This is a genomic window from Actinoplanes sp. SE50/110 (assembly GCF_900119315.1).
GTDB lineage: Bacteria > Actinomycetota > Actinomycetes > Mycobacteriales > Micromonosporaceae > Actinoplanes.
The window spans coordinates 4,671,865-4,687,792 of the sequence record NZ_LT827010.1 but is presented as its reverse complement, the minus strand read 5'-3'; the positions used below and the strand labels follow the sequence as shown (position 1 = coordinate 4,687,792).

Genomic DNA, 15,928 nt, shown 5'->3' with positions numbered 1-15,928 from the left:
CGCTTAATGGGTGTCTGTTTCAGTTCGCGTCTGTCCGTTAGGGGCGTCGGCTGCTAGGTCCAGTGCTCGGTACAGCGTTGACCGGCCGACGCCCAGGTGCGCGGCGATCGCGGTCACGGATTCGCCGCGGGACAGCCGGGCGCGGGCGATGTCGAGTTGGTCGGCGGTGACGGCGACCGGTCGGCCACCGCGGCGCCCGGCGGCTGCGGCGGCGCGTAGCCCGTCGAGGGTTCGTTCGCGGATCAGTTCGCGTTCCAGTTCGGCGAACAGCAGCCGGTCGGCGATGGTGGCTCCGTCGGGGCGGTGGACGCCGGCGCAGACCCCTGTCAGGATCTCCAGCACGATGCCGCGGGCGTGCAGTTGGTCCTCGACGAAGATCAGCAGCTCCTTCATCGACCGGGCTACTCGGTCCGGCTTGTAGATCACCAGGGTGTCGCCCGGCTGCAGCCGGGCGAGGGTGGCGCGTAGTTTCGGTCGATCGCCTCGGGTGCTTGCCGTTTCCACCACCACCTCGCGACAGTGCGCGCCGGTGAGGGCATCCAGCTGCGCTTGATGATCCTGGGCCCGAGTCGACACCCGGGCGTAGCCGACGCGGATCCGGTTGTGCGGATGCTCGATGCCGGCCGGGATGCCGGTAGGGGCAGTGGTCATGCCCGGCATCGTCCCGCAAACGTCCCACAACCAGGATGAATACACGCTGGTTTCGGGACGGATTACGGGACTCTGCGACCTGCGGAAACGGCGGCGATCGTGGCTGCAGGTCCGGGCGTCCCGGAAACCCTCGTTTGCGAGACGACTCCGGGAAGCCGGCACGGACACAGTTGTCGTTCATCCGGCCGCGACCGGCCGCGCATGTTGGCATGTGCGGCTGTGGGGGTTCGACGGTTCGCCTGCCGGGCACCTGTCAGCGTCGGGGTTACCGTGAAGGCGGCCGGTCCCGACGCACCGGATCGTGTCGACTCAGCCGTCCAGCCGCACTAGCCGTTCTCCAGGAGGTTGTTGATGGGTGACGCCGGCAACGCCTGGGTTACCGTGACGCGGACCGATCGTGCCGGCGTGGTCTGCACCGTCCATGGGGATGTCGATCAAGACACCCGTGCTGTGGTGACGCGTGAACTGTTGGCGGCTGTCACCGCCTCATCACCTCCGGACGTGGTCGTCATCGACCTGAGCGCCGTGGCGTTTCTTGCCGCCGCAGGGTTGCACGTGCTCGGCGAGGTTGCCGCAGTCTGCTCTGAGCGGCGCGTTCCGGTCCGGCTCGTCAGCGCCCCGGGCGCCTGCACTACCAGAGTCTTGCAGCTGTGTCCGCCCGGTGGCGACGTGCCGGTGTTCGGCAGCGTGGCCGATGCTCTCGCCCTCGGTCAGGCGGCTCATGCACCACAACCATCGGCGTCGGCGGTGCCCGAACCACTTCACCGCTTCGTCGGCGCTCCCGCGCTGCCGGCGGTCGCGGGACCGGCGTGGCGCAGTCGCCCCGAGCAGGCGATCATCGACGCCGAGATGCGGGCCAGCCGGCGCGCGATCCTGGCGCTGTTTCGCCGCCGGTTGCGCACCGACGTGGCCACGCTGGTCGCGCCGGATTTCCTGGTGCTCGCCGACGAGCCACTCGTGTTCTCGGCGATCACTACCGCGGCGTTCGGTGTCGCCGATGCCTGTGATGTGCAGACCTACGACCCGGTGACCCGGTCGTTGCAGGTGGTTGCGCAGCGGGGTCTGCCGCGGGCCTTCGTGGAGCATGTCGCCACGCTCGACGTGACGGCCGGTTCCGCGGCCGGGGTCGCGGCGCGCACCGGTGAACCGGTGCTCGTCGACGGCGTCGCGGCCAGCCGGGTATTCGACGGCCAGCCGACACGCGAGGTATTGCTGGCCGCCGGGTCACGTGCTGTGCACAGCTATCCCTTGCACGACGACCACCGCCGGCTACGAGCGGTCCTGTCGCTGCACTATCACAGTGCGGGACGCCATCCCGGTCAGGAGTTGCTCGCCTGGTACGCCGAGCAGGCACTCTCCCGCGTTGCCCTGCCTTTCACACTCGCAGCCGATGCCGGGCAGCTCATGACAGAGTCGATGAGCGCCGGCATCGCCGTGGCCGCCTCTGATGCGAGCACCACGACGATCACCGTGTCCGGATCGCTCGACGCCAGCACCGCCCCTGAGCTGACCGACCTCATCCATCAGACGCTGAACCGCCTCACGACGCCCCATGCAGTCCACATGGACCTGCGTCAGCTGCAGCATCTCGCGGCGGCGGGCGGGCGCGCCCTCATCCAGGCCGCCGAGCGATGCCACGCCCATGGGGTCGACTGCTACCTGATCATGGGCGCCGATGATCCCGCCCGCACCGTGCTGACCCGGCTGCAAGCACCCAGCAGCCTGCGCATCGTCGAGGACGTGCACCTGCTTCGTGGCCAGCAGGGGCAAGGACCGGCCGCGCCGTAAGTCTCGACCGCGACGTCGTCCTCGCCCAAGGGTCGCGACGCTAGTGGCCAACCCAGCCATCCGCTTGTGTAGACCTCTACCGCGACAGCCACGACGCGCTACCGGTGCGGCAACGTCGCGAGGTAAGTTCCGGCCGGCGCGGGGAGTCGCTGCGCACCAAGGCGTTTGATCAGTGAGATGGTGAGTCCGTGCAGAACAGCTCAGCTAACGACCTCGATGGCCTGGTGGGGGACGCGCAGACCGTCCGGCACACCTTCGAGTCCATGCCGTTGATCATGATTGAGTGGGCGGGTAGCGACCACCGCATCGCCGCCATCAACGCGGCGTTCCGCCGGATCGTGGGCCGCGAGCACGAGCGGCTGGTCGGCCTGCCGACGCGTGAGGCCACGCCGGAACTCGCCGGTCAGCAGGTCTTCGAGATGTTCGACGAGGTCTACACGACCGGCCGCGAGCAGGTAGCGCGGGAATGGCGTTTGCAGGTCAGTGCCGGACCGGGCGGCGAGCTGCGGGAAATCTTCCTCGACTTTTACCTGGTCCCGGTGTACGACGACAGCGGTGCGGTGGTCGGCATGCGAGCGTTCTCCACCGACGTAACCGACCGCGTACGGGAACGGCAGGCGGCCCAGGAGCGCACGGCGGCGGCCGAACATCGCTATACCCAAGCCCGCGACGTCATCAACGCCCTGCAACGACAGCTGCTGCCCCCCGGGTTGCCCGTGCTGCCGTCGGCGCGGATCGCGGGCAGCTACCTGCTCGCCGACGCCGAAACCGCCGCGGGCGGTGACTGGTTCGACGCGGTGCCGTTAGCCGGCGGCCGGGTGGCGCTGGTCGTCGGCGACGTGGTCGGGCACGGCGTCGCCGCGTCCGCCGCGATGGGGCAGCTGCGTGCGGTGCTGCAGGACCGGCTTGACGACAGCGGTGACATTCTGACCGCGATGGGCGCGGCTGACCGGATGGCCCGTCGGATGCCGGCCGCCCGCGCCGCTACGGTGTGCATCGTGGTACTCGACCCCGTCGACGGCGCACTGAGCTGGTGTTCGGCCGGGCATCCGCCGCCGCTGGTGGTCAACGCCGACGCCGCCCGGTTCCTGCCTTCGTCCGGGACCGCCCCGCTGGGCACCGGCGGGCGCTACACCGTGTCCAGCGACCAGTTGCGCGCCGGTGAGATGGTGCTGCTCTACAGCGACGGCATCATCGAACGACCCGGCCGCGAACCCGCCGCCGCCACCGTCGAGCTGTCCCAGGTCGCCGTCGACACCGTCGCCGGGCGCGGCATGGACACCGACGACCTGTCCGCCGTCGAGCGGGCCTGCACACAGATTCTGGAACTACTGGTCCGCCGAACCGGGCACACCGACGACATCACCCTGCTCGCCGCGCAACGCCGCACGCCGTCACCGCCGCTGCACCTGAGCGGTCCGACAGCAACAGTGACCCCGCGGGCTGCCCGGGCCGCCGTCGAGGACTGGCTGAGGCTGCATGAAGCCGGGGAAGAAGACCTTGTCGCGCTGACGCACGCGGTCGGCGAGCTGGTCACCAATGCCGACGAGCACGCCCGGCCCGACACCGCCGACGCCACGGTGACGGTCACCGCCGAACTGCGCGACGACGGCGAGGCACGACTGTGCGTCGCCGACAACGGCCGCTGGCGGCACCGCGACCGCCCCGGCGACGAGCAATTCCGTGCCGGCCATGGCTTCGGATTGGCCATGACCGCCAGCTTCGCCGATGACCTCGACATCGACCGCGGTGAGCACGGCACTACCGTCAGCGTGCGGCGGCGACTGTACCGCCCGGCCCGGCTGCTCACCGCCGAACAGATCAACCACGAGCGTCCCCCCGCGGACGAAGCGCCGAAAGTGATGATCATTCTTGATCAGCCGCACGCTGCCGGCAGCCGCATCGCCATCCACGGCCCCCTCGACACCGACACCGTCGACAACCTGCGTACAGAACTGGACCGATACACCCTCGGGGGCACCCACGAGCTGACCGTCGACCTCACCGGCGTCACCCACCTCGCCAGCGCGGCCGTCGCCGAGCTGTACCGGCCACAGCAGTACGACCCAGCACGCCCCTACCCGCTACGCCTCTACGCGCCCGCCGGCAGCACCGCCCACCACGTGCTGAGCCTGATCAACCTGCCCCACACCACCACCGACCCCGACGGCAACGACAACGATCCGCAACCGCCCCGATAGGCCGCCAGCCCTGTTTTCACCCTTTGGTCCATCACGTGGGCCAGTAGGTCAGCCCAGCGGCAGACGGCTGCTCATATCGAGTTTGACCTCGCCGTACAGGGCCACATGGGTCCAGAACAGCGGGGTCAGGCCGCGCCGGTCGGCGTCGGTGAGCGTGCCGGCCCAGTCGGCGTCGGCCAGGACATCCTGGACCATGAGGGTGTTGACGTAGACCAGAGCGGCCTGGAGAACGCGCAGGCACAGTACGGACAGTTCCTGCTCGCCGCGGCGGTTGGTAGCGATGTCGCCGCCCTTGCCGAAGAAGATCACACTGTTGGCCCGGTTCCACGACTCGACGACGTTGAGCCCTTCGTTGATCTCGCGTTGCAGGTCCCGGTCGCGCAGGTAGCGGGCGACGAAGATGGTCCGCTGGGCACGGCCGACCTCGATCATGGCCTGGTAGGTGGGGTGGATCGCATTGGCCCGGGTGAACCGGCGCAGGATCGCCTCGGTGGAGGCGGTGCCGGCCCGAGCCGCGGGTACGCGTCCGCCTCGCCCGCGGCAGGCCGGTAGAGCCGGACCTTGTTGATCCGCTTGATCCGGGGCAGCAGGTCGAAACCGGGCAGCCGGGTAATGCCGAACCCGACCTCGGATTGGCTGTGGGAGTCGACGTAGTTGCCCTCGACCTCCATGGTGGTGCCGTGCCGCATCGCGCCCTCGACCATCGCGGCGACCTCGGAGGCGGTGCAGTTGATCAGCTGCGAGTGAATGGCCATGCTCTTGCGCTCGACGTGCCAGTAGATGAGCACGCCGCGGCCGCCGTAGCGCGAATGCCACTCGGTGAAGATGTTCTGGTCGAACGCCCCGAAGTGGGTGGAGTCCGACGCCACCGCGGTGGAGCCGGCGTCCCACACGGTCTGTGCCCGGGCCGCGAAAGTGGCGTTGGCGATCTCAACCGCCAGCGCCGTGCTGCGGTGATGCCGATCCGCGCGGATGCACGGTGCCTCCGATGATCTTCGAGTGCACCATAACTGTCACTATGGTGCATCGCCGTTATGTCCGTTTCTTGCGGTCTCTCGTGTTACTGGATTACTGGTAATTGTAATGCAATAATCCGGCAAGTTCTGTCAGAGCGATCCTGCTCGGGTTTTCCGGGTGCTGCGTCCGGATCGAACCGCTGTTCACTGAGCGGCACGGCCAAGGCGTGGTGCCCACATTCCGTCCCCGAGCGACCTGCTACGGCTCTTGACTAGGCGCCGGGACAGTCCGAGACTCGCTGAACGCGATCGACCTGCTCTATCGCCGCGAGGGCGGCGTCTGACCTTGCCGGCCTCTACGCGATTCCGACGCGGCGGGCGAGGGATGGGCGGGTTGGTCATGTAATCCGCCATGCAGGCTTGCCGCCAGTCACAACGGCGATCGGGAGCACGTGGTGGCTTGCATGTGGGGGTCCATGACGGCAAAATCTCCCCATGATCAAAAGAATTGAGCTCTCCGGTACCCGGTGAACGCGTTCGAGGCCCGGGTGGACCGGGTGCTAGGTGCTGGCCCCTTCCGCGAAATCGGTCGTCCACGCGTTACCGCGATCTCGCCCCATGAATCGCTTATCGCGGTAGGCGGGTCGCTGGATCGGCCACAATGGCACGGTCGGGACGTCTCTGATCGTTCACGACCGCATCCGGGTTGGCACCCGACGGCGGTCTACCGCTCCGACAACCTGACCTGCGTGTTCCATATGACCACGCGATGGCCAGCCAACGCGCTCGCCTTCCATCCCACCCTGCCGTTGTTGGCGATCGGCACCGGCGCGTACGACGGCGGATGGTCCTACAACGGCGAACTGCTGCTGCTGGACCTGACCACCGGTGCGACCGTGTCGCTGCTGGCCGATCCGCGGGAGGTCCGGCAGCTCACTTGGCAGGATCCAGAAACTCTCGCACTGGTGCTCGCTGTTCCGTGCGACGAGGATGAGGAGCGGTTCGGTACCACATCTCTGGCCTGCACCATCCGCCGCGACGACTGGAGCCGGGCCACCGCAGGCATGCTTCGTATGCCCTACGGCGAAGAGCCGTACATGGACGAATGTCGAACGGGCCCGGCTGCCGCTGCCGCTGCCATTGAACGGTTGTGCTCAGCACGAGGACTTGCCTGGACGCCCCGCCGCGCCGTCTGGGCGGTGCAGGCACTCCCAGACGGCCGTATTCTCGCCGCCCTCGAAGGTATTGCTCTGGAGTGCTGGACACCGACGTCCGAGAGCCCCGCCTGGCAGGTGCCCATCGACGGTACCGGTTGCCAGGTCACCACGCTGCCGGACGGACGAACAGCGGTGGCGTTGACACAAACCCCACCCGCCTTCCACGGCGGCCGATGGACGAGTGAGCCGAGCGTGGTGGTGGAGGTCGACCTCAATGAGGGCACGGTCCGAAATACCCGCCAGGCCGCCTCGCCCGCAATCGTGGTATCCCGGGCTGACGGCCGGTGGGCGTTACGCAACACCGAACACGACACCGCAACGATGACCGGCGAGGTCACATTCATCGATCCTGGTGATGCCCAGCCGACCACGGTTCATCTGGGTCGTTACGACCTGTTCAATCACTACTTCGACATCCGGTATGCCCCCGACCTGCTCTTCCTGCAAGGTGTGGGCAGCAAACCCTGGCGTGACAAGTGGGTGGTCGCCGTCGATGTGCCACGCGGGCGGATACGGCGGCTCTTCCCGCTCGAGTGGGATGCGTCGCGCGGTGGGCACCTATTCGGTGGCTGTGGCGCCTACCTCAGCGACCGAGCCGGCCCCGCGCTCCTCCACACCGGTGCCGTTCACGATGGTGCGGGACTGTTGACCGGGAACGCTTTCGTGGCCCGTCGCGCGTATCCGACCGGCGAGCTGCAATGGGTGTTCACCGCCGACCATCAGGCCACCGCACTCGACGCAGACGGCGACTTCGTCTACGTGACGTTCAACTCGGGAGAGCTGGTCATCCTGCGCGCCGTGGACGGCGCGGTGCAGGTGCGGCAGCAGCTCCAGGTGAACGGGTACCGGGTCATTCCGCTCTCACTGGCACGGGTGGGAGCGAACCGGCTTGTGGTTGGCACGCTGGACGGTCGTGTACTCGACTGTTCGATCGCCGCGCTGCCTCGATCGGGGTAAGAGGGGCTCGGTTCGGATCCGTGTGCACGAGCCGAGCTCTTTGAGGGAGGGCTCCGTATTCGAGCCCGGTGTTGCGTTTGAGGGTCGCCCAACGCTCCATCCGCTCCCGCTGCGCCGAAGGCGCCCTGTCCCTGGCGACCTCGCGGAGGAATACAGCGTCGGCCGTTCCGCTGTCCAGGCGACCCGGCATCCGGCAGCCATGAAGAGGCGGGTCCCGAGATCAACTACATCTCCTCTGACCAGCCTTCCCGCTAGTCCTCACGAGATCGTTGGTCGAGGGCCGGGATCGGGGGCCACTTCATACCGGCCGCGCGGGAGCAGGGAAGGGCGTCCCGCGCGGCCGGTGTCGATCAGCCGGCGAGCTGGCCGGACTCGACGGGCAGGCCGGCGGTCACCCAGTCCTGGATGCCTTCGCGGTACTTGCGCACGTTGGTGTAGCCGAGGGCGGTGAGCTTGTCGGCCACCCGCTGGCTGTTCGGGCAGGCCGGGTTCGAGCAGTAGGTCACGATCGGCGCGTCGCGGTCGGGCAGCAGCTCGCCGGCGCGGTCCGCGACGTCGGCCTCCACCAGCGCGATGGCGCCGGGTAGGTGCTGCTGAGCGTAGTAGTCGCCGCCGAGGGCGTCGACGACGGTGACCGTGCCCGCGTCGATCTCGGCGCGAAGCTGCTCGCGGGTGATGAGGGTGGTCATGGCAACCTCCAAGTGATCGGACTACAGTCCGGTTATGCCTCAGGACATTAGCGGACCGCAGTCCGTTTACGCCAGCGCGGCCGAGGAACTCCTGCTGTTGCGCAGCTCACCGCCGACCGAGCGGGCCGACGCCGCCCGCAACCGGGCCGCCGTGCTGGACGCGGCAGCGGCCCTGTTCAGCCGACACGGCATCGAAGCGGTATCCATGGACGCGATCGCCGCGGCCGCCGGCGTGGGCAAGGGCACGCTGTTTCGCCGCTTCGGCGACAAGGCGGGACTGGCCGTCGCCCTGCTCGATGAGCAGGAGCGCAGCCTGCAGGAGGCGATCCTGTTCGGCCCGGCCCCGCTCGGGCCGGGCACGCCGGGCGACGATCCGGGCGTCCGCGAGCGGTTGCGGGCTTTCGTGGCCGCCTACCTCGACTACCTTCTGGCCCATCTGCCACTGGTACGGATGTCGGAGACCGCTTCGCCCGGCGCGCGCTACCGGATCGGCGCATACCGGTTCTGGCACCGGCACGTCTCGCTGCTTCTGCAGGATCGCGATGACCCGCAGGCCGACGCGCACACCCTGCTCGCCGCACTCGCCGCCGATCACGTGCACGCCGTGGCCGACGAAATCGGTGCCACCCGGGTACGCCAAAGCGTGCAGTGCCTCGCCGACGTCCTCACCGCCTGAAGCCATCGGGGCGAAGGAAGGTCGGTACAGCTGTCGGCGGTTCTCCCCCCGCGCATCGCCGATGTGGGCGGCACCGGGTTCTGGCGTCAGGTCCGCGCCTGCCCCGCTCGGGCAGGCCCTGGCCGCATCATGCGGCCCTACCGCGCCGGGCAGGAGGACCGGCGCGGCGCGGGCATGAGATCAGCGGCCGTTTCTGCGGAATTCGGGAACGGGCAGGCCCCCGATGCCCCAGTCGTCGAGCTCCACCTCGTCGATGACGACGAAGGTCGTCCGGGGGTCCTTGCCGAGCACGTCGACGAGGACCTGCGTCATCTCACCGATGATGCGGCGCTTCTGCTCTCGCGTCACACCCTCACGAGTGATTTTCACATTGATGTACGGCATGGTCAGTCCTTTCCGTGGCGTCGGGGAGTCGCGTGGAACGCCTTGGTCACGATCTGCCAGCGTCCGTCGGCGTCGAGCAGGGTCAGCACGTCGGTGTAGTCGACGTCGCCCAGGGAGCATTCGACGACGGCGACGATGAGACTCGGGGCGACCTGCGTGATCGCAACGATGCGGTCGTTGCGGGCTTCGCCGCGTGCTGCGGGAGCCGTCCGGTGTGCCACCACGTCGAGGTAGGTCGGCAGGTCGCGGTGCAGCGTGCCGTCCGGGGTTTGAGTGATGTAGAGCGCGGCGGGGTGGAAGACGGCCGCGAGACGGTCGACGTCGCCGCGGTACAACCCGTCGAAGTAGGTCCTCAGCAGCCCCTCGACGTCCGGGAATCCGACGGCGCCACCCGCGGGAGCGACCGTCATGACCGCACCGTGACGAAGCCGCCGTCCACCGCGAGGGTGTGACCGGTGACGAACTGTGCCGTCGCGAGGTAGTGCACCGCCTCGGCGATCTCGTCGGCTTCGCCGACGCGGTCGAGCACGGCAAGGCCGGCGAACGCGTCGACGTCGACGGCGGCGTGCAGCGGAGTCCGCACGACACCGGGGGCCACTTCGTTGACCCGGATCGCGTTCGGTGCGAGCTCGGCCGCGAGTGCCACGGTCAACGCGCGGATCCCACCCTTGGAAACGAGCGCCGCGGACGCCGGGAAGCCGCTGACCGCGTGGTCGTTGAGTACCGTGCCGATGTTCACCACGCAGCCGCCGCGGCCCTGCGCGACCATGCGACGAACGACTGCCTGGGTGGTGAGGTAGGTCCCGCGCAGATTCCCGGCGAGGAAGCCGTCGAGTTCCTCGCCGGTCACGTCGAGGAACGGCTTCGCGGCGAACGTGCCGGCACTGTTGACGAGTACGTCGACCCCACCGAACCGGTCGACAGCGGTGCGGACGAGGCGCTGTCCGGTGTCGGCCGCACCGATGTCACCAGCGACCGTCGCCACCCGGTCGCCCGCCGACAGGTCGTACTCCGCCTGCTTGAGCCGCGCATCGTCACGTCCGCCGAGGACCACCTGGTAACCGTCGGCGAGGAAGCGGCGCGCCGCGGCGAGGCCGAGACCACTGCTGCCGCCCGTGATGATCACTGTCGAGGAACTGCTCATGGCTCATCCTGTCGTCGAAGGGGACCGGTCGGATCCGGCCGGCCCGTCAAGCAGTGACGCTACGGAGAAACCAACCGATCAGTCCAAGACGCGGTGACCTCGAATGTCATAAGCTCGGCTTATGAACGTGGACGTGCGGGACCTGGAGTTGCTGGCGGCGCTGGCGAGCGGGGGGACCCTGCTTCAGGCAGCCGAGGAGCTCTATGTGAGTCAGCCCGCGCTCAGCCAGCGGCTCGCCAAGATCGAAGCGCGCGTCGACGCGCAGCTCTTCGAACGCCGCGGGCGCCGCCTGGTGCCCACCGAGGCCGGCAGACGCCTCACGGTCAGCGCCGTGCACGTGCTCCGGGAACTCAGCGCGGCCGAAAACGACGTACGCCGCATCGCGCAATTCGGACGCAGTCGCGTGCGGGTCGCAACCCAGTGCAGTACGACCTTCGGCTGGCTCACCCCGGTGATCCGCCGCCACCGTGAAGATCACCCTGACAGCCAGGTGCGGGTGGAGTCCGTGCCGGATGACGACGTCGTCGGCGCACTGCTCGACCAGCGCCTCGACGTCGCGGTCCTGACCAAACTCGACCGGCGGGCGGAGGAGCTCCAGCTGACCCCGCTCTTCGACGACGAGATGGTCGCGGTGGTCGCGCCGCACCATGCGTGGGCACGGCGCGACCATGTGGCGCCGCGCGACTTCGCCCACGTCGATCTGATCTTGTATGACTCCTACGACCCGGCCCGGGCCCTGGCCACGCCGCTCCCGCTGCCACCCGGCGCCCACCCGCGCAGCCTCACGACGGTACCCATGGTGACGGACCTCGTCGTCGAGCTTGTCGCAGCCCAGGAGGGCGTCTCGGTGCTCCCCTCCTGGGTGATCGCGCCGTACTCCGAACGCGGTGACGTCGCTGTGGTGCGCATCGGCGCGCGGCCGACTACACGCACGTGGTACGCCGCTGTGCGCGCCGGCGACGAGCGCGCGTCAGTACGCGGATTCATCAGCGCCCTGAAACAGCACTTCGCCGCCCAGGGCCCCGGCGAGGTGCTGCTGAACGCGGCGGGCGGCTCGGGTCACCTCTAGTACGGGACATGTGCTGGTTGCACCGGCGCTCCCATTCCCTTCTAGAGGACCCGTCCCGCCAGGGCGCTCTCGCTGATCGGGCCGTACTGGCGGGAGTCGAAGGACACCGTCCGGTGATCGCCGAGCACATACACCTGGTCGGCCGGCACGGTGACCGGCGTGCAGTCGGTGCCGGACCAGCCCGGGTCCGCCGGCAGGTACGACTCGTCGAGCGGCCTGCCGTTGCGCCACACCTGCCCGTCGCGGCAGGTGATCTCGTCACCGGGCAGGCCGATGACGCGTTTGATGACCAGGCGGTCGGTGCCGGGCATGGTGAACTCGACGATGTCCCCCCGTTGGACACCGGTGAGCCGGAACGCCACCCGGTCGAGCACATACCGGTCGCCGATGTCGTAGGCGGGCTGCATGCTGCCGCTCGGCTCGTACCCCACGGTCACCACGAACCGGTTGACCAGCAACCCGCCGACGATGCCGATCAGTGCGATCAGCACGGCCCGCCGCCGGATCCGGACCATCCGCGGGAGTTCCCGCACCCGGGCGCGACGTTCGTAGCGGGCCGCGCGCAGCCCGCCGGCGGCCCACCGTACGGCCGCCCAGTCTCCGGTGACCAGGGGGAATTCGGCGAGTACAGCCTCACCCCAGTCGCCGCCACGATCCCGGCGGCCGCGCACCGCGGCGGCCAGGACGGCATGCGCCATCCGGCGGACCGCGCTCATGCTGTCCGCGCCTGAATGGCGCCGCCGAGACGGCGAACCGGTTCGGCGGCGGGTTTCGCCGCGGCCAGACGCTGCTGCGCCAGGGCGGCCCCCTCCGCGCTCAGCCGGTACATGTGCCGTGGTGGACGGCCCGGCTCGTCGGAGGGCTCCCACCTGGTCTCCAGGAGGCGCTGCTCGCTCAGGCGCATCAGGATCGGGTAGAGGGTGCCGGAGGCCAGGGTGGTCTCCCGGCTCAGGTCGTAGCCGTACCGCCAGCGTTGCGGCGCGTCCAGCAGCGCGCTGAACAGCAGCAACGTCTGCGGTGACGTATGCGGTTTCCGTGGCATGCGCGAAACTCTACATAACTCGACCAACGAAGATCAAGTGAAGTGGCAGCCGAGCTCGACGAAGGCACACGGCATGACCCGGTTCAACGGCCCGGTCGGCGCCCTGACCGGCAACAAGCCGATGTTCGACAAGGTCACCTTCACCTGGCTCGCCGAGTGGCTGGTACCGATCCCGCCGACCGCCGAGGCCAGGGTGACGGTTCTCGCCGGCCTGGTCGGCCGCCAGAGCGTGCAGTAGCCACGCCGTCAGTCCCAGCAGAGACAGAACGGCTTGCCGGCCGGGTCCGCGTACACCCGCCAGTTCTCCCCGGAGGCCGCCAGGGCGGTCGCGCCGAGCTTCAGCGTGGCCGCTTCGGCCCGGTCGATGTCGTCGACGGTCACGTCGATGTGCACCTGCTGCGGATGCGCCGGGTCCGGCCAGCGCGGCGCCCGATAGTCGGCCACCTGCTGAAACATGATCGGCTGCGCGCCGTCCTCGCCGATCATCGCCATGCCCTCACCCTCGTATGTGACGGGTTTGCCGAGCAGCTCGGCGTAGAACGCGGCCAGCCGCGACGCGTCCGGGCAGTCCAGCATCACGCCCATCAGCGTCGTCGCCGGCGCACCCGCCTGCAGGCACAGGTCGAACGGATGCCCGGCCGGATCGGCCAGGGTGTGCCACGTCTGGTTCTCCCGCAGCAGCGTGGCACCCAGCTCCACGGCCCGCGCGGCGCCGGCCGCCAGGTCGGGCACCCGCAGATCCAGGTGGGCCTGCTGCGGAAACCGCGGATCCGGCCACCGCGGCGGCACATGATCGGGCGCGGCCTGCACCGCCACCCGCCAACCCTCGGCGGTGCGCAGCTGGATCCAGTCGTCGTCGGCGTACTGCTCGCTCCACCCGCCGAGCGCCACATAGAAGTCGGCAAGCCCCCGATGGTCGGCGGCATCCAGCGCCACTGTCCGCAATGTCCCGGTCATCGCTCCATCATCCCCGTTTCCCGCTCCCGCACCAGCCACCAAACCCCGGATCACCATCCGCTTGCGGGGGTACGCGGTGACCCGCCCGCCCGCTGCCGCACCCGGGCCGCCTCCCGGGTCAGATGATCGCGTTCCGGCACACTGCCGGCCTCCCGCGCCGCCCGTGCATACAGCCGCGCCGCCGCCTGCACGTCCCCGGCGCGCTCGCACAGATACGCCTTGACCGCCGCGTACCGCGGCACCTGCTCCCCCACCGCCTGCAGGGCCACCAGCCCGGCCCGCGGCCCGTCCGCCGCACCGACCGCCACCGCCCGGTTCAGCCGCACCACCGGACTGTCGGTGATCCGCACCAACTCGTCGTACCACTCGACGATCTGCACCCAGTCGGTATCGGCCGCCCGCGGCGCATCCGCGTGCAACGCCGCGATCGCGGCCTGCGCCTGATACTCCCCCAGCCGATCCTGCGCCAGAGCGTTCTGCAGGATCAGCACCCCTTCACCGATCATGGCGGTATCCCACAGCGACCGATCCTGATCCGCCAACGGGATCAGCCGCCCGCCCTCGCCCGTCCGCGACGCCCGTCGGGCATGATGCAGCAGCATCAGCGCGAGCAGCCCCGCCACCTCCGGGTCGGCGGTCAGCCCGGCCAGCTGCCGCGTCAGCCGGATCGCCTCGGCCGCCAGATCCACATCGCCGCTGTAACCCTCGTTGAACACCAGGTACAGCACGCGCAGCACGGTGCCCGGATCACCGGGCCGGTCGAGGGCCACCCCGGTGATCTTCTTCTTGGCGCGGCTGATCCGCTGCGCCATGGTCGCCTCGGGCACCAGATACGCGGCGGCGATCTGCCGGGTGGTCAGCCCGCCGACCGCCCGCAACGTCAACGCGACCGCCGCGCTCTGCGACAGGCTCGGATGCGCGCAGAGAAAATACAGGCGCAGCGTGTCGTCCACGCCCGGCGCCGGCCCGGCCGGCGGCTGTGCGTCCACCGCCTCCTCCCGCCCGCGCCGCGACGCGTCGGCCCGGACCGCGTCGACGAACTTGCGCCAGGCCGCCGCGACCAGCCACCCTTGCGGATCCCGCGGCGGATCCGCGGGCCACGTCTGCAGAGCCCGGATCAGCGCCTCCTGCACGGCGTCCTCGGCCGACGCGAAATCCGCGCCACGGCGCACGAGGACACCGATCACCGCCGGCACCAGGTCCCGCAGAAGTCGTTCGTTCATCTGATCCCCCAGCCCCGCAGCATCCGCTCGTTGCGTCGTGCCGATGGCCGGGTGCGCTCGCCGGGCCGGCACCGGGGGCGGCGGGTGCTCGCCCCCGGTGCACACGCGGTCACCACGTCGCGGGGCGGCCGCCGGCCCCCGCCGTCACCGGCGCGGACCGTGGCCGCCCGGTCATTCGGTCACCGTGGGCGGCTCGGCCAGGAACGGCCGGACCTCCAGCCACTCGTGGATCGGCGCGCCGCCCTGGCCGGGGGCCGCGGACAGTTCGCCGGCCAGGGCCACGGCCCGCTCCCACGAGTCGACGTCGATCACCATCCAGCCCGCGATCAGGTCTTTGGTCTCGGCGAACGGCCCGTCGGTGACCGGCGGCCGGCCCTCGCCGTCGTAGCGCACCCATGCCCCGGTGGGCGCCAGGGCCTGCGCGTCGACGAACTCGCCGGTGGTTTCCAGGCGGGCGGCGAAGTCGCGCATGAACTGGATGTGCGCGTCGACCTCCTGCGGCGTCCACTCGTCCATCGGCGCGCAGTCGGCCGCCGGCTTCGGACCGCCCCGGTAGTGCTTGAGCAGCAGGTATTTCATGGTGTCTCCCTACGTCGGCACGACCCGTGGCGGGCCGTCGCACCCCTGGGACGGAGCCGCTCCCGTATTCTCGACACCCCGTACGACAATTTTGTGGAAAAGATCGTCAGCGGTCGGTGAGGTCGTCCATCTCCTCGGCGTCGGCGGTCGCGGCCGCGGGCCGGTTGGCGCCGGTCCGGTTGATGCCGGCGTTGCTGCTGCCGTCGGCCGGTGTGCCGGACGTCGGCGGCGCGTCGGTGAGGAAGTCCCCGGTCTCCGGCAGCCCGGAGACGTGCTGGTCGGTGCTGCCACCCGCAACGGTTTCAGGTTCGCTCATACCGGGACCCTTACCCGGTTCGCGGCTGATTGTTACCGTCTGAAGCGGATACGCCGCCTTGGGGGGACCGGGACGTGAC

At 69.6% G+C, this 15,928-nt stretch carries 17 protein-coding genes and 1 pseudogene; 6 read left to right on the top strand and 12 right to left on the bottom strand.

Annotation, left to right across the window (positions count from 1 at the left end; translation table 11 throughout):
* Positions 1 to 3: 3 nt before the first annotated feature.
* The gene (locus tag ACSP50_RS20755) at positions 4 to 651 is read right to left on the bottom strand and encodes a recombinase family protein (protein WP_014691227.1); all 648 of its coding nucleotides are present in this window, start codon (positions 649 to 651) and stop codon (positions 4 to 6) included.
* 351 nt (positions 652 to 1,002) lie between these two features.
* Here ACSP50_RS20755 and ACSP50_RS20750 point away from each other — a divergent pair, with 351 nt between their 5' ends.
* Both ACSP50_RS20750 and ACSP50_RS20745 read left to right on the top strand, forming a co-directional pair.
* Positions 1,003 to 2,439 carry an STAS domain-containing protein gene (locus tag ACSP50_RS20750; protein ID WP_014691226.1) on the top strand — a complete coding sequence of 479 codons (1,437 nt, stop codon included), beginning with the start codon at positions 1,003 to 1,005 and terminating at the stop codon, positions 2,437 to 2,439.
* A 188-nt stretch (positions 2,440 to 2,627) separates the two neighbouring features.
* Positions 2,628 to 4,640 carry a SpoIIE family protein phosphatase gene (locus ACSP50_RS20745; protein ID WP_014691225.1) on the top strand — a complete coding sequence of 671 codons (2,013 nt, stop codon included), beginning with the start codon at positions 2,628 to 2,630 and terminating at the stop codon, positions 4,638 to 4,640.
* Between the two features lie 48 nt (positions 4,641 to 4,688).
* Here ACSP50_RS20745 and ACSP50_RS45100 read toward each other — a convergent pair.
* A pseudogene (locus ACSP50_RS45100) lies at positions 4,689 to 5,569 on the bottom strand (Tn3 family transposase); the annotation flags it as partial.
* A 554-nt stretch (positions 5,570 to 6,123) separates the two neighbouring features.
* Here ACSP50_RS45100 and ACSP50_RS42080 point away from each other — a divergent pair.
* Positions 6,124 to 7,770, top strand: a complete 1,647-nt coding sequence (locus ACSP50_RS42080; protein ID WP_155123572.1) for a hypothetical protein — start codon at positions 6,124 to 6,126, stop codon at positions 7,768 to 7,770.
* A gap of 350 nt (positions 7,771 to 8,120) precedes the next feature.
* Here the strand turns inward: ACSP50_RS42080 and ACSP50_RS20730 are convergent, their stop codons facing one another.
* Positions 8,121 to 8,459 (bottom strand): rhodanese-like domain-containing protein, encoded by a 339-nt coding sequence (locus ACSP50_RS20730; RefSeq protein ID WP_014691223.1) that lies wholly within the window; start codon positions 8,457 to 8,459, stop codon positions 8,121 to 8,123.
* A 34-nt stretch (positions 8,460 to 8,493) separates the two neighbouring features.
* Between ACSP50_RS20730 and ACSP50_RS20725 the strand changes: the two genes are divergently transcribed.
* A complete protein-coding gene (locus ACSP50_RS20725; protein ID WP_014691222.1) occupies positions 8,494 to 9,135 on the top strand; it encodes a TetR/AcrR family transcriptional regulator in 642 nt (213 codons plus the stop codon).
* 180 nt (positions 9,136 to 9,315) lie between these two features.
* Here ACSP50_RS20725 and ACSP50_RS20720 read toward each other — a convergent pair whose 3' ends face one another.
* The 3 genes from ACSP50_RS20720 to ACSP50_RS20710 are packed head-to-tail and all read right to left on the bottom strand — an operon-like array spanning position 9,316 to position 10,663.
* Positions 9,316 to 9,519 (bottom strand): 4-oxalocrotonate tautomerase family protein, encoded by a 204-nt coding sequence (locus tag ACSP50_RS20720; RefSeq protein ID WP_014691221.1) that lies wholly within the window; start codon positions 9,517 to 9,519, stop codon positions 9,316 to 9,318.
* 2 nt (positions 9,520 to 9,521) lie between these two features.
* Positions 9,522 to 9,929 (bottom strand): nuclear transport factor 2 family protein, encoded by a 408-nt coding sequence (locus tag ACSP50_RS20715; protein ID WP_014691220.1) that lies wholly within the window; start codon positions 9,927 to 9,929, stop codon positions 9,522 to 9,524.
* The gene (locus ACSP50_RS20710; protein WP_014691219.1) at positions 9,926 to 10,663 is read right to left on the bottom strand and encodes an SDR family NAD(P)-dependent oxidoreductase; all 738 of its coding nucleotides are present in this window, start codon (positions 10,661 to 10,663) and stop codon (positions 9,926 to 9,928) included. The genes ACSP50_RS20715 and ACSP50_RS20710 overlap by 4 nt, the downstream gene beginning before the upstream one ends.
* Positions 10,664 to 10,784: 121 nt before the next feature.
* On the opposite strand from ACSP50_RS20710, the gene ACSP50_RS20705 reads away from it, so the two are divergent.
* Positions 10,785 to 11,732, top strand: coding sequence for a LysR family transcriptional regulator (locus ACSP50_RS20705; protein WP_014691218.1), 948 nt, complete (start codon positions 10,785 to 10,787; stop codon positions 11,730 to 11,732).
* A gap of 41 nt (positions 11,733 to 11,773) precedes the next feature.
* Here ACSP50_RS20705 and lepB read toward each other — a convergent pair whose 3' ends face one another.
* Positions 11,774 to 12,448, bottom strand: a complete 675-nt coding sequence (gene lepB / locus ACSP50_RS20700) for a signal peptidase I (RefSeq protein WP_014691217.1) — start codon at positions 12,446 to 12,448, stop codon at positions 11,774 to 11,776.
* On the bottom strand, positions 12,445 to 12,774 hold the full coding sequence (locus ACSP50_RS20695) for a PadR family transcriptional regulator (protein ID WP_014691216.1): 330 nt from the start codon (positions 12,772 to 12,774) through the stop codon (positions 12,445 to 12,447). Before ACSP50_RS20695 ends, lepB begins: the two co-directional genes overlap by 4 nt.
* Before the next feature lie 37 nt (positions 12,775 to 12,811).
* On the opposite strand from ACSP50_RS20695, the gene ACSP50_RS20690 reads away from it, so the two are divergent.
* Positions 12,812 to 13,012 (top strand): hypothetical protein, encoded by a 201-nt coding sequence (locus ACSP50_RS20690; RefSeq protein ID WP_043511823.1) that lies wholly within the window; start codon positions 12,812 to 12,814, stop codon positions 13,010 to 13,012.
* Between the two features lie 8 nt (positions 13,013 to 13,020).
* Here ACSP50_RS20690 and ACSP50_RS20685 read toward each other — a convergent pair whose 3' ends face one another.
* The 4 genes from ACSP50_RS20685 to ACSP50_RS20670 form a co-directional block, all read right to left on the bottom strand.
* The gene (locus ACSP50_RS20685; protein ID WP_014691214.1) at positions 13,021 to 13,731 is read right to left on the bottom strand and encodes a VOC family protein; all 711 of its coding nucleotides are present in this window, start codon (positions 13,729 to 13,731) and stop codon (positions 13,021 to 13,023) included.
* Between the two features lie 50 nt (positions 13,732 to 13,781).
* Entirely contained in the window at positions 13,782 to 14,954 is a 1,173-nt protein-coding gene (locus ACSP50_RS20680) for an RNA polymerase sigma factor (protein ID WP_014691213.1), read from the bottom strand.
* 171 nt (positions 14,955 to 15,125) lie between these two features.
* Positions 15,126 to 15,533 (bottom strand): YciI family protein, encoded by a 408-nt coding sequence (locus ACSP50_RS20675; protein ID WP_014691212.1) that lies wholly within the window; start codon positions 15,531 to 15,533, stop codon positions 15,126 to 15,128.
* Between the two features lie 106 nt (positions 15,534 to 15,639).
* On the bottom strand, positions 15,640 to 15,849 hold the full coding sequence (locus tag ACSP50_RS20670) for a hypothetical protein (RefSeq protein ID WP_014691211.1): 210 nt from the start codon (positions 15,847 to 15,849) through the stop codon (positions 15,640 to 15,642).
* Positions 15,850 to 15,928: the final 79 nt, after the last annotated feature.